This window comes from Yoonia sp. BS5-3, from assembly GCF_038069655.2.
Lineage (GTDB): Bacteria > Pseudomonadota > Alphaproteobacteria > Rhodobacterales > Rhodobacteraceae > Yoonia > Yoonia phaeophyticola.
Genome location: NZ_CP150951.2, coordinates 118,748 through 131,855, shown reverse-complemented (window position 1 = coordinate 131,855; position 13,108 = coordinate 118,748). Strand labels below are relative to the sequence as shown.

General features: G+C 57.2%; 15 protein-coding genes. 3 read left to right on the top strand and 12 right to left on the bottom strand.

Annotation, left to right across the window (positions count from 1 at the left end; genetic code table 11):
- Positions 1–31: 31 nt before the first annotated feature.
- The 7 genes from AABB29_RS00635 to AABB29_RS00605 form a co-directional block, all read right to left on the bottom strand.
- On the bottom strand, positions 32–658 hold the full coding sequence (locus tag AABB29_RS00635) for a LysE family translocator (protein ID WP_341368781.1): 627 nt from the start codon (positions 656–658) through the stop codon (positions 32–34).
- 136 nt (positions 659–794) lie between these two features.
- On the bottom strand, positions 795–1,544 hold the full coding sequence (locus AABB29_RS00630; protein ID WP_341368782.1) for a YebC/PmpR family DNA-binding transcriptional regulator: 750 nt from the start codon (positions 1,542–1,544) through the stop codon (positions 795–797).
- Positions 1,545–1,657: 113 nt separating this feature from the next.
- A complete protein-coding gene (locus tag AABB29_RS00625) occupies positions 1,658–3,439 on the bottom strand; it encodes an SLC13 family permease (protein ID WP_341368783.1) in 1,782 nt (593 codons plus the stop codon).
- Positions 3,440–3,635: 196 nt separating this feature from the next.
- The gene (locus AABB29_RS00620; RefSeq protein ID WP_341368784.1) at positions 3,636–4,001 is read right to left on the bottom strand and encodes a VOC family protein; all 366 of its coding nucleotides are present in this window, start codon (positions 3,999–4,001) and stop codon (positions 3,636–3,638) included.
- A 200-nt stretch (positions 4,002–4,201) separates the two neighbouring features.
- Positions 4,202–4,624 carry a hypothetical protein gene (locus AABB29_RS00615; RefSeq protein ID WP_341368785.1) on the bottom strand — a complete coding sequence of 141 codons (423 nt, stop codon included), beginning with the start codon at positions 4,622–4,624 and terminating at the stop codon, positions 4,202–4,204.
- Between the two features lie 131 nt (positions 4,625–4,755).
- Positions 4,756–5,682: a DMT family transporter gene (locus tag AABB29_RS00610; protein WP_341368786.1), complete on the bottom strand. Its 927-nt coding sequence runs from the start codon at positions 5,680–5,682 to the stop codon at positions 4,756–4,758.
- On the bottom strand, positions 5,679–6,494 hold the full coding sequence (locus tag AABB29_RS00605; RefSeq protein ID WP_341368787.1) for a TIGR00282 family metallophosphoesterase: 816 nt from the start codon (positions 6,492–6,494) through the stop codon (positions 5,679–5,681). Before AABB29_RS00605 ends, AABB29_RS00610 begins: the two co-directional genes overlap by 4 nt.
- Before the next feature lie 141 nt (positions 6,495–6,635).
- Between AABB29_RS00605 and AABB29_RS00600 the strand changes: the two genes are divergently transcribed.
- The 3 genes from AABB29_RS00600 (at position 6,636) to AABB29_RS00590 (ending at position 8,758) form a co-directional block, all read left to right on the top strand.
- On the top strand, positions 6,636–7,211 hold the full coding sequence (locus tag AABB29_RS00600) for a hypothetical protein (RefSeq protein WP_373636714.1): 576 nt from the start codon (positions 6,636–6,638) through the stop codon (positions 7,209–7,211).
- Between the two features lie 58 nt (positions 7,212–7,269).
- On the top strand, positions 7,270–8,172 hold the full coding sequence (locus AABB29_RS00595) for a DMT family transporter (protein WP_341368789.1): 903 nt from the start codon (positions 7,270–7,272) through the stop codon (positions 8,170–8,172).
- A gap of 214 nt (positions 8,173–8,386) precedes the next feature.
- Positions 8,387–8,758 carry a hypothetical protein gene (locus AABB29_RS00590; RefSeq protein ID WP_341368790.1) on the top strand — a complete coding sequence of 124 codons (372 nt, stop codon included), beginning with the start codon at positions 8,387–8,389 and terminating at the stop codon, positions 8,756–8,758.
- 146 nt (positions 8,759–8,904) lie between these two features.
- On the opposite strand, the gene AABB29_RS00585 is transcribed toward AABB29_RS00590, so the two are convergent.
- From AABB29_RS00585 to choX, 5 genes are all read right to left on the bottom strand, one after another.
- Positions 8,905–9,744, bottom strand: a complete 840-nt coding sequence (locus tag AABB29_RS00585; RefSeq protein ID WP_341368791.1) for a hypothetical protein — start codon at positions 9,742–9,744, stop codon at positions 8,905–8,907.
- 89 nt (positions 9,745–9,833) lie between these two features.
- A complete protein-coding gene (gene choV, locus AABB29_RS00580) occupies positions 9,834–10,871 on the bottom strand; it encodes a choline ABC transporter ATP-binding protein (protein WP_373636713.1) in 1,038 nt (345 codons plus the stop codon).
- A complete protein-coding gene (locus AABB29_RS00575; protein ID WP_373636712.1) occupies positions 10,868–11,278 on the bottom strand; it encodes a GFA family protein in 411 nt (136 codons plus the stop codon). The genes choV and AABB29_RS00575 overlap by 4 nt, the downstream gene beginning before the upstream one ends.
- On the bottom strand, positions 11,275–12,108 hold the full coding sequence (gene choW, locus AABB29_RS00570; RefSeq protein ID WP_341368792.1) for a choline ABC transporter permease subunit: 834 nt from the start codon (positions 12,106–12,108) through the stop codon (positions 11,275–11,277). The genes AABB29_RS00575 and choW overlap by 4 nt, the downstream gene beginning before the upstream one ends.
- Before the next feature lie 51 nt (positions 12,109–12,159).
- Entirely contained in the window at positions 12,160–13,083 is a 924-nt protein-coding gene (choX, locus tag AABB29_RS00565; RefSeq protein WP_341368793.1) for a choline ABC transporter substrate-binding protein, read from the bottom strand.
- Positions 13,084–13,108 lie beyond the last annotated feature (25 nt).

Sequence of the window (13,108 nt, the reverse complement as noted above, 5' to 3'; positions counted from 1 at the left end):
GAGGTCAGAAGCTTGCAGGAGTGACTATGCATTAAGCGCGCAGTCGCATGTTACTCAAAGCCCCACCTACCGACTTTGCGCCTGCTGCAATGAAAATCACACCGATTGCGCGTGTGATCAAACGGCTGTGTCGCCCGAAAAAACGTCGTGTAACGGGCAGACCCGTCCAAAACACGACGCCCACAGTCGCCGCGCAGTATCCAAGGAATGCAGCAAGCACGAGAGGGACCACATTCTGGAAGGCCATAGCGTCTTCGAACCTTGCAAAAACGGCCGCAAACATCGCCAGTGCGAACGGATACGCTTTGGGGTTTGTGAATCCAAAGATGAGTCCTGATTTCCAGGGCACATCTACAATGGCGGCTCCGTTCGCGCCGTGACCGCGAAGCGCCTTGACGCCAAGCCAGATGAGATAGGCCCCGCAGGCGAGTCCCAATACATCGAAGAGCAAAGGTCCAGCCTGTGAAACGCCGATGATCGCCGAGATTGCGAGTATCGTCCAAGCCAGATCACCAAGCAAATGACATGACAAGAAAACCGCGCAAGCCATGCGTCCAGGACCTGCGGAAAGGCTCAGAGCCGCTAGCGTCGCTGGCCCCGGAATGAAGACATACAAAAGCCCTGCCACAAAGGTTGTCGCAAATAAGTCGAGTATCATCTGATCGCCTCACGAGTGGATATCCCACAATACAGCTGACTTTCGCCGCGATGCAGAAATCCGTCAAGATGGGCTTAAAGCTGCCTTTCGCGGCTGTCTGCGCCAAGGACCGCTGGCAGGGGATCGCGCTGTCGGTCTATTCCTCAGCAAACGCCGCCATAACTTCGTCTGATGCTTCAAAATTGGTCGTCACCCGCTGTACGTCGTCGTCTTCTTCCAGCGTGTCCAGCAGCTTCATCAGCTTGGTCAGCCCTTCGGCGTCCACCTCGGTGGTCATGTTCGGCTTCCAGATCAGCTTGGTCGAGTCGGATTCGCCTAAATCCGCTTCTAGCGCGTTTGACACTTCGTTCAGGTCGGTATCTGCGCAGTAGATCACATGATTGTCTTCATCGCTTTGTACGTCTTCCGCGCCGGCTTCGATTGCGGCCATCATCACGGTGTCCGCATCCCCAACCGCGCCGGGATAAACCACCTCGCCTTTGCGGTCGAACATATACCCGACTGAGCCGGTTTCCCCCAGGCTGCCACCGTTTTTGGAAAAGGTGGACCGCACGGTTGAGGCCGTCCGGTTCCGGTTGTCGGTCATCGCTTCGACGATCACAGCAACCCCGCCCGGCCCATAGCCTTCATAACGGATTTCATCGTAGTTTTCCGCATCCCCGCCTTGCGATTTCTTGATCGCCCGTTCGATCACATCCTTAGGGACTGAATTTGACTTGGCCTCTTTCACGGCCAGCCGCAGGCGCGGGTTTTTGTCGGGGTCCGGGTCCCCCATTTTGGCAGCGACTGTGATTTCCTTGGCCAGCTTGGAAAACAGCTTGGAGCGCAGCTTGTCCTGCCGCCCTTTGCGGTGCTGAATATTTGCCCATTTGGAGTGGCCGGCCATCGTCAAACCTCGTCTGCGTGCGTGTCAATCTGCGCCTCTATAAGGCAAGCGCGGTTCAGGCTGCAAGCCCGCGTCGGGTGCTGCGTTGTTGATTACCGGTCAGGCCGCTGTTCCTACAGAGGCCAGATGAACGGGATGACAAAGGACACGATGGGCGCAAGCGACAGGTTCAGTGGGATCCCAAAGCGCAGAAAGTCTGAGAATTTATACCCGCCCGGCCCGTAAACCAGCGTGTTCGTTTGGTAGCCGATGGGGGTCGCGAAGCTTGCGCTGGCCGCCACCATCACCGCAACGACAAGCGGGCGCGGGTCGACTCCGAGGGCTGTGCCCAAGCCGATGGCGATGGGTGTCATCACCACGGCCACTGCGTTGTTGGACACCAGTTCTGTCAGGACGCTGGAAAGCAGGTAAACCGACAGCACCACGAAGAACGGCGGCAGCACCAGCATGATGGGCGACAGCGTGTCTGCGATGATCCCCACAGCGCCCGAGGATTGCAGCGCGGACCCCACCCCAAGCATCGCGAAGATCAGCGCCAGCAGGCGGCCATCGACGTAGGAAAATGCCTCATCCGCGTCGATGCAGCCGGTCATCAGCACGATTGTGACCCCGATCATTGCCAGCATCAGGATCGGCGCGATCCCAAGTGCTGCCAGTGTCACAACCCCCAGCAGCACGAGCAGTGCCACGGGCGCATGCCCGCGCCGATAGGCCCGTTGCGATGGTGTCGACACGTCGCCAAGGTTCATGTCTTCGCCTAAGCGCTGGATGTCTTCGGGGGCCCCTTCGAGTAGCAGCGTATCTCCAACCCGCACCGTGATGTCGTCGATTTGCTTGCTCAGGTTCGCATCCCGCCGGTGTACGGCCAGCGGATAGACCGCATAGCGCCGCCGTAGCCGCATTGCGCCCATTCGGCGTCCGACCATCTTGCAGTTGGGTGTGATCAGCACTTCGACCGTTGAGGTTTCCACGGCAGACAGTTGATCAACCCGCCGCAGTTCTTTGTTGTTTTGCAGGGAGAGTAGTTCGGTCATCTCGGTCCGCAGCACAACCCGGTCGCCCACCTGCAGCGTCACAGCCTTAAGGTTTCGCCGCAGGGACGTATCCCCGCGCACCACATCAATCAGCCGCACCCCGTCGCGCTGGAACAGTTTCACGTCCGTGGCTTCCCGCCCGATCAGGTTGCTATCGGGGGGGATGACCGCCTCGGAGAAGAATTTCTTTTTGGACCGGTCCGACAGCATTGTCGCCATGCTTGACCGGTCGGGCAGCAGGCGCGGTCCCGCAAAATAGAGATAGGCGAAGGTCCAGCTGACCACCACGATCCCAACGGGCATGATTTCCAGGATACCAAAAGGCGCCATACCCGACGATCGTGCTACCCCATCCACCAGGAGGTTTGTTGAGGTTCCCAGCAGCGTCATCGTACCCCCGACGATGGCTGCATAAGAGAGCGGGATCAACAGTTTAGAGGCCGAGGTGCCCAAGGTCCGTGCCAATTGCACAAAGACCGGGATCATCACGACCACCAGCGGTGTGTTGTTCATGATCGCGCTGGCGAAGGCCACAAAAACGAGCCCACCGCCGATAGCCCGCGCAGGGCTTTTGCGCGCCTGTTTTTCCGCGATTTGTGTCATCGCATTCAGCGCGCCAGTCCGCACCAACGCCCCGACGATGATGAACATCGCGGCAATCGTCCAAGGGGCGGGGTTGGCCAGTGCCATAACGGCCGCGTCATAGGGCAGCACCCCCGTGACCAGCAGAACCGACACGCCGATCATGGCCACAACCTCGGTCGGGTAGACCTCGCGCAGGAACATGGCGAACATGCCCAGCACGACGAACATGGTCAGCACGGCTTGTTGTGTTTGTGTTAGCTGGAACAGATCACCCATAGGGGCAATCTTGCCGACCGGGCCCGAATGGGCAACCCATGAATGCACCCGCCGCGCGCGCGTTGCAGGTGCGCAATGCCAACAAGACGGGGTGCACAAATACAGCGCGCAGCCGGGAAGTGGTCATTGAGGAGAGATATAGCGCATGACGGCAATAAGCCCTTAACGCACCAGAATTTTCAAACTATTTCTTTATTCAGGAGGGTTCGAACAGCTCGATGACATTTCCTGAAGGATCTTCACAGAGTATTTGCTTACCACCGGGCCCCTCGACGATTTCATTCCGAAAATGGACATTTTCTCCTTGAAGGGTCGCAACTTTCTCAACCAGATTTGTGACGGTCAACACACATCTATTCCACCCGCCAGGGGAAGGCTTTGTTCCATCTGGCATTGGCTTAGACGCAGATGCCATCGGGCCAGCGACCCACAAGTCAAGATCACCCGTACGTAGGATTGCCATGGCAGGACCGTATTGTTCGACCAATTGAAGTCCAAGTTTGTCGCGATAAAAACCTACCGCTTCGTCGACATCTGACACCAGGTACCTGAACTGCGCCATGTGAACCTCCATCTCGTAACCTCACTATAGCATAAATATCGGCTTTGTGCGGCAAAGCGGCCGAATAAAAACAACGTCGCTAAGGCCGGATTACGCGAACTACGATGACCGCGCCGGGTTGATAGGATTCATGGGCACAGCTGTTGAGCGCGCGATGGCGATGCTCCCTGTTCCAAAATGCAGCCCTCTTGCAAATGGTTTTATCGATCTCGTGCTGGGGGCCTGATGAAGCGTATGCCGCCCGTGTTGTTCGTGAAATCGGTGTCGTCCGAGCCCTGCAATTCCACTAGCAAGGTTTGTTGCTGCACGCGATTGGCAAATTGCAAAATGCCGTCCGCCTGTATGGCAGATAGGGTGACCGGATTGTCGGGTGCGGGTCGTAGCTCGGCAATCTCGTGGTCATAGGCGATGAGGGCAAACAATATCCCGAGACCAGCCACGAAATCCTGCGCAAATCGTTCTGTGCCATAGACATCCATAAAGGTCACAAAGGCGTCCATTTGCGCGATCAGTTCCTTCGCAGCGATTTCGATTGGTTCGTCCGTTTCGGAAATTGGCATTTGCGGGAACGTCCTCGAATGACCGCAAAAGTCCGGCCATCGCAGCCAGCTGTTCAGCGTCATAAATCGCCAAGAAATTTTCGACTGATTGTGAAAAGAAGCGCTCCATAAATGGTGCGATATCTTCGTCAGAGATCAGGTCTATGAAACGCTCTCTGTCTGCGATCTCAATGCTACGCCCGTAAAGCTTGCATTCAAAGGCCAGCGGTCGCATTTTCTGCATTTGATATTTCGGCATTTGCATGGCGGGGTTGGACCAGCATCAGCCCGAACCCCATGCACAGAAGCGCTATCCAAATCCACAAGCTGTAGCTTTCCCCCAAAAGCAGCATCGCCCAGAGCACCCCTGTTCCGGTCACCAGATAGCTAATTTGCCCTGCGAAAACGGCCCCCGCCCGCCCGATCAGCCAGACGTAGCCGGTGTAGACAAGCACATGGATGGCCGAGCTAAGCAGGAACGCCAGGTTTGCCAAAATGAATGGTGGGCGTGGTACAAAGAAATGCCCGCTGCCCAGTGCGAGGGGCAGGGCGATGATCGTGCCGATGGCCGAGGCTCCGAAGAGCACTTGCACCGGGTCCAGCCCCGCCGTCCCCCATTTGGCCACCACGTTCCCTTCGATGGCGTAGCAGAAAGGGGCGATCAGCGCCAAAGGCAGAAAGGCGATCATCCCCCGGTCGGGCAGGCTGCTGTCGGGCAGGGCGATGAACCCGACCCCGATCAGCCCGATTGACAGCCCCGCCAGCCGTCGCAGCGAAAACCTGTCATTCCCAAGTGCCAGCGCAATGGGAAAGGCCATCATCGGGATCGTGGCGATCACGATGGACATGACCCCTGCGGGCAAGTGGAACGCGGCTTTATAGCTGGTCGCGCTGGGGATCAATGTTCCAATGCTCGCGATCATCAGCCAGACGCCGATTGTTTTGCCATGCACGGGCAGCCGACCCAGCGTTCGCCAACGCAGCGCGCCCAGCACCACAGTCCCGATCAGCATTTGCCAAAAGATCAGTCCGAAAGGCTGGTAGCCTGCGCTGACGGTGATTTTGATCAGCGGTTGGGTGAGCCCCCAGCCTGCGCCCAGCAGGATCAAGGTGCAGGTCAGCCGTACCCGTTCTGTGATCATGCAGGTCCTGCAGGCGCAAGCCTGCCGCCTTGGCGCACCATCTCAACCCGCGTGGCTTTGCCCGTCATGTTGTCGGTTTCGACGTATAAACCCGAGAGTGTGGCCTCCTCAGTGGCGGGCGTGAACCGTGCTTTGGGCATCCCGGTGATGAACCGGCGCAGCGGTTCGGTTTTCTCCATGCCGATCACCGAATTGTAGTCGCCGCACATGCCGGCGTCTGATTGATAGGCCGTCCCGCCCGGCAAGATCATCGCATCGGCGGTCGGCACATGCGTATGTGTCCCAACAACGATGCTGGCCCGCCCGTCGCAGAAATGGCCGGTGGCCATTTTCTCGGATGTGGCCTCGCAGTGGATATCGATCAGGCTGGCCTGTACTTGCCCGCCCATCGGGTATTGTTTCAGTACGCCGTCCAGCGCTGAGAACGGGTCGTCAAAGGGCCGTTTCATGAAGACTTGGCCGAGCACCTGCGCCACGAGCACTTTGCGCCCGCCTGGCGCATTGAAAACCCGTGCGCCAACGCCGGGGGCGGCCTTTGAGAAATTGATCGGTCGGATCACCCGGGGTTCCTGGGCGATGAATTTCAGCATGTCTTTTTGGTCAAACGCGTGATCGCCAAGGGTGATCACATCGGCCCCCGCATCCAGGATCAGTTGTGCGTGATCCCCCGATAGCCCCATCCCTGAGGTCGCGTTTTCCCCGTTCACCACCACAAAATCGAGCTTCCATTCTGTCCGCAAGCGGGGCAGGTGGTTTGTGATTGCAGCCCGGCCTGCGCGGCCCATGACATCGCCAAGAAAGAGTATTTTCATAGATCCCGTGGTATGCGCTTGCTCAAGATGACGCCAGAGCGAAAACGCCTATGTCGTTGCGATGCGCGTCAAAATGAGCGGGATGCCCACCGGATGTGCAGGCGCGTTGTTGGCCGCCCCGTCTGATGCTAGCCTCTGGTCATGAGAAGCACGATCCGACAGATACGGCTGGTTTTGGCCTTGATCCTATGTGGAAGCGCCGGGCAGGCGCAGGATTGGGACTTGATGCGATGGCTTGAAGAACCCGGTCATGAGGCGTTGATGAGCCGCATTGCCGAACCGGGCAGCGCTTTGGCTCCGTTTGAAACGGACGGATGCAGCGGCGGTTTATCCGGCGCATGGCGTGTCGTGTCTGCCCGGTTCCCGGCCTTCGCTGCCGCGCATCAGGCGGCCCCGCCATGGGAAAGCTGCTGCGTTACCCATGATCGGGCCTATCACAATGCGGGCAGCGCAGCGGATATCAGCGCTAGCTTTGACGCCCGTCTTGCCGCTGACCGCGCATTAGAGGCTTGTGTGATGGCCACCCAGGCGACCCGGCGCGATGAATTGGCCGCGACTTACAATCTGACCCCGGATCAGATCGCTTGGGCGTATGAACGGATTGCGGGGGGGATGTTTGCGGCAGTCCGCCTTGGCGGGCGGCCTTGTACGGGGCTGCCTTGGCGGTGGGGCTATGGCTACCCGGCCTGCTCAGGTTTGGGCCGCCTGCTTGAGTGATCGGTAAATTGTGCAAAAAGGGGTGGACCTGACCTGCGCTTGGTGCCACCCATGGCGCATGCAATCTCCCCAAGCATCGCGCCCTTTAGCGGGCATTCTTTGGATGGCCCTGACCGGGGTGATGTTTGTTGCAGTCACCGCCGTGGTCAAACATGTGGGTGACGGGGTGCCTGCCGCGCAGGCCGCATTTTTGCGCTATGTGCTGGGGCTTGTTTTTCTGATCCCGATGATCCGCCCCATTGTGGCAGCCCGGCTGACGGGCCGGCAGATCAGGCTTTTTGGCCTGCGCGGGGCGGTGCATACGCTCGCGGTTATCTTGTGGTTCTTTGCCATGGCGCGCATTCCCATCGCCGAGGTAACGGCCATGAATTACCTATCGCCCGTTTATATCACGATCGGGGCGGCACTGTTCATGGGCGAAAGGCTACCGCCGCGCCGCCTTGCCGCTGTCATTGTCGCGCTGATCGGCGCCCTGATCATCCTGCGCCCGGGCATGAAGGCGATTGAGATTGGTCATATCGCCATGTTGGGCACGGCGTTGTTCTTTGCTGCGGGCTATCTGATTGCCAAGCAGCTATCGGGCGAGGTCAGCGCGGCTGTGGTGGTTGGCATGTTGTCGATCACGGTCACAATCGGGCTTTCCCCTTTTGCTTGGGCCGTGTGGGTTACACCCACCCTACCTCAGCTTGGTTGGTTGTTCCTGGTGGCCTGCTTTGCAACGGCGGGGCATTACACGATGACACTGGCCTTTGCCGCGGCGCCCTTGACCGTGACTCAACCAGTGACTTTTCTGCAGCTGGTATGGGCGGTGATCCTAGGCGCTGTCGTTTTCGGCGAACCAGTGGATGGCTGGGTGGTATTGGGCGGCGCGGTGATCCTGGGATCAGTGACCTTCATCACCTGGCGCGAAGCCGTCGCCCGGCGGTCAGTGACCCCGGTTGTGTCTGCAACGAAGGTTTGATTAGGGGGCGGGGCCGTAAAATATGTTTTCTGACCGAACAGGCGTTTTTTCAAACAGATCAGTATTTGAGTGGAAAATGCGGTACATCCCGGTGCTTGCTATCATTCTTACGACAGCAACATCTGCGATTGCACAACATGTTCCGATGGGGTGTTACACAAGAGATTATTCGGATGCGCATCTAGCACAAAACCCTGAGCAGGTTGTGGATAAAATGAGTATCCTATTCATTCACAGAGATGGCATTATTACGGCGGCGGTTCGGGTTCTCTTCGCAAATCAGGGGCACGCCAGACGCGACGGCTTTGGTGGGGCGCAGATGTCAGAATTTGCTGTGAACGCAGTCAATTACGACGTGTCGCAAAGATTTAACTTGGATTGTGATGGCGGCGGCTTTGATGTCATCGAAAGCGACTTTGAAAGCATAGTGATTGAGACGAATAGGTTCCGTCTTTCCGACAATAATTGTACAAACGCGTTCTATGGTTCATCTTTGGTCGAACAGGGCAGTTCGGCCACCCGGTATAGACTGGATCGAGAAGGTGCGATGACATGCGATTGGATGTCCGAACCGACGGGTGACTAAGCAAATATCGAACTTGTTTGGCGTGCCACTTTCAGGCGGCCATTCCAGGCGATGAAGAAGCACCAAAAAGCCTAACTATCGACGGATCCTTTTTCGTGCCGGGTATCAATACCCCGTGACGTGCAATCTGCGGAAATCGTAAAGGCCTATTTTTCCATGCCCCATCCCATAGCCTGCAATGCATCCAAATGCGTGATGCCGGACGTGCCGATACGCGCCTTTGAGATCAAATAGCCATGGTCAACATACCGTGCGGCATTGACCATTAAATTTTCAACATCAGGATGCAGCAGAGTTGGGGTAGTTGGGCTATCGATCTGCAAGGCAACCCTACGATACAAGGTTTCAGAATGTGTTCTGACCTGCGCGTCATGGACGATGAGACGATCAATGAAAGGACTGTTTTCAACGGTTTCTGATAGGGCGTCATCCTCAAACGGCATCACGGATACAATAATATCGGCCTGTTGATCAGTTGGGGAAACGATCACCGTTGTTGGTTCTTCCGCGTCTGCGTCTAATTCGAAAGTGTAGCTTTTATTGTTGGAATATACGATGCGGACCCAATCTGCGTCACCGCCAACCAAAAGTGCGTAAACCGCCCGCGAGCGCGGGTTGGCGGGCGCCGCATTGCTGAACACCAATTCGAAGCTACGTGCGTCTGATGGTTGGGCTGCAGACGGGATATCAAGTTCGCTGACCATCGCAAGAAGTTGCGCGCTTTGACGTTTTCCGATCAGTGCGGGAACGAATGCGTAGGTGCCAATCAGCGCCAAGCTTGCCAGAAACCCTGCTATCTTCCATCCCTCCGGAGCAAGTGCCAACGGCAGGAACAAAAATAAGACGACAAATAAGTGTACCACGATGAGAATAGCAAAAAATGCTAATCCAAATGTCCAAACGATAGATAATCCAGCGACGCTGGGTAGTGCAAAGACCAAGGTTAACAATCCAAAGATCAGCAGGCAGGTCCAATACAGCGTCATGTCAAAGAGGATAGCTAAAGGCGAATGAATAGAAAAGCGTTAAACATAGGCCTTTGATTGACTATGTAAGGACAGCATGTCGCTATTTATCATGTGATCTGCTCATCACTTTCAACAGCGCTGGATGGGGTTAGCCGTGCCAGTAAAGATGCCTGTGTGACGCGCCCAATAAGCGCGCCGTTCTCGATCACCTGAAGCGTGCCATTTCCGATCTGTTTCAAGATGTCTTGGACCGGTGTTTCGGCGTCTACACGAGGGCCGGTTGCACCGCCGCTGGTCATGACATCCCGAGCGGTTAGTACGCCCAGCGGGTTCATATGTGCCACAAAGTCAGCCACATAATTGTTGACCGGGTTTGTGAAGATCTGGCGCGGGGTTCCAGTTTGCACGATCCGGCCGCCCTCCATGATCGCGATCCGGTTGCCGATCTTGAACGCCTCGTCCAGATCGTGGCTGACAAAGATGATCGTCCGGCCCCGCTGTTTTTGCAGATCCAGCAGCTCATCCTGCAGCCGCGTGCGGATCAACGGATCGAGCGCCGAGAAGGGCTCATCCATCAACAGGATTGGCGCATCCGTCGCAAAAGCCCGCGCCAGCCCGACCCGCTGTTGCATCCCGCCCGACAGCTCGCCCACCAGCGCATCGGCCCGGTCCGCAAGGCCGACCATGTCCAGTTCTTGATCAACCCGTTTGCGCCGCGCGGCCTTGTCCATGCCGGCCAGCTCAAGCCCCAGCCCAACATTTTCGCGCACGCTGCGCCAGGGCAGAAGCCCGAATTGCTGAAACACCATCGAGACGCATTCGCGCCGCACCCGCTGCAAATCAGATGCGGTGCAGTTTGCGATATTGCACTGCCAATCACCGTCATTGATGCGGATATCCCCGCGGATGACCGGGTTCAGCCCGTTGACCGCCCGCAAAAGCGTGGATTTGCCCGAACCTGACAGGCCCATCAGCACCAAAATCTCACCCGTATCAACGCTGAGCGTGCAATCATGCACCCCCAGGACTTGGCCCGTTTGCAATTGAATCGCCCCCCGGTCCAATCCTTGATCCATCAGTGGCAGTGCCTTTTTAGGCGCGTCGCCAAACACGATCGAAACGTTATCGAAGGCAACAGCGCTCATTCGGTGCCTTTTTCCGCGACAAAGCGCAGAACCCCGACCGTGCCATTATACCCGACATCAGTGGGGTGGTTTTGTCCGTCATTGACGATGATTTCGGGCAAAAGCGGGGTTTGCCCGTCAAGGCATGCCAGGTTCACGCCGATCTCATCGGGGTTCGAGCGCCGGTTGTGATGCGTGTAAATCCCGCAGATTTTGCAGAAATAATGCTTCGCCACGCCGGTCCCAAATTGATAGAGCGTCAGGAATTCTTCGCCAGCGGTATATGTGATGGCGTCTTTGGCCGCCGTAACCGCGACCGCCCCCCGCCGTAAACAGAGCGAGCAATCACAGCGCCGCGCGCTGGCGATCCCGTCTGACAATTGCACGGTGAATTCTACTTTGCCGCAATGGCAGCGCCCATTGATCATTTTTGTCTGACCCTCAACATGCGGTCCAGCATGATCGCCACGACCACGATCACAAAACCGCTTTCAAACCCCAAAGATGTGTTCACGGTGTTCAGCGCCCGGATCACTGGCACACCAAGCCCACTAGCCCCGACCAGCGCGGCGATCACCACCATCGATAGCGACAGCATGATCGTCTGGTTCAGCCCCGCCATGATCTGCGGCAACGCCGATGGCAGTTCAACTTTGAACAGCACTTGCCGTTTACTTGCCCCGAAAGCCTCGGCGGCTTCCAGCAATGCTGTGGGCGTTGATGCGATCCCCAGATAGGTCAGCCGGATAGGGGCGGGCAGCACAAAAATCACGGTGGCGATCAGCCCCGGCACCATACCGATCCCGAAAAAGACAATTGCTGGGATCAGATAGACGAATGTGGGCAGCGTTTGCATCAGATCAAGCACCGGCACCATGGCGCGGTAAAGCCGGGGCCGGTGCGCGGCTGCAATCCCGATGGGCACACCGATCCCCATGCACACAACGCAGGCCGACAAGACCAACGTCAGTGACTGCATCGTTTCTTCCCAGTAGTCTTGATTGATGATGAACAAAAAGCCCAAGACCACAAAACCCGTGGTCTTCCAGCTACGCTGCAACGCCCATGTCAGCCCGGCAAAAGCCGCGATCACCAGGAAAGGATGCGGGGTTTCAAGCACCCAAAGGATCGCGTCAATCAGCGCCTCCATCACGTTTGACAGCCAGTCAAACAGGACGGCCAGATTGTCATTCATCCAATCGAAAACGGTTTCGGCGACATCTCCGACCGGGATCTTGTTGTCGGTCAACCAATCCATGCAGCGCTATCCTTTGCCCGAAAAGGCGGGGGGCTGCCCCCGCCAGATCACCTATTGCCCAAGCGCTGTTTTGACCGCCGCGACGGCATCGCCGCCATCTTTGGTGGTGACCCCGTCAAGCCAGGCCGTAAAACTGTCTGGATTGCCCGCAAGCCATGCGCTGGCCGCATCAGCCGGATCTTCCCCGTCATTGAGGATCGCGCCCATGATCTCATTTTCCATGGCCAGCGAAAATTCCAGATTGTTCAGTAGCTGGCCCAGGTTCGGGCAGCTGTCGGCAAAGCCTGCGGCAGTGTTGGTGTAAACAGTCGCTCCGCCAAGGTTCGGGCCAAACCAATCATCACCACCCGTCAGATAAGCCATGTCAAAATTGGCATTCATCGGGTGCGGCTCCCACCCCAGAAAGACGATCGGCTCATCCCGGCCGGAGGCCCGGTCAACTTGCGCAAGCATCCCTTGCTCAGAGCTTTCGACAACTTCGAAATCTTCCAGACCAAAGGCATTTTCGGCAATCATATCCATGATCAGGCGGTTGCCATCATTGCCCGGCTCAATCCCGTAGATTTTGCCATCCAACGCATCCGCATTTGCGGCCAGATCCGCAAAGTCAGCGATGCCCATGTCCGCCGCCGCCTTATTCACGGCAAGCGTATATTTGGCCCCTTCCAGATTGGCGCGCACAGTGTCGACCGTGCCCGCGTCGCGGTAGGGGGCGATATCGGCCTCCATCGTGGGCATCCAGTTACCCAGGAACACATCCACATCCCCTTCGGCCAATGAAATATAGGTCACCGGGACCGAGAGCACTTTGATATCGGTCTCATAGCCAAGCGCCTCAAGCACGACGCTGGTTGCGGCGGTTGTGGCGGTGATATCTGTCCAGCCCACGTCAGAAAACGTCACGGTGTCGCAATCAGCCCATACAGGGGCGGCGGCGCATAGGGCGAGGGCGGATATTGTCGGTTTAAATGTCATTTAAGGCTCCGATTTCTTTTGATGA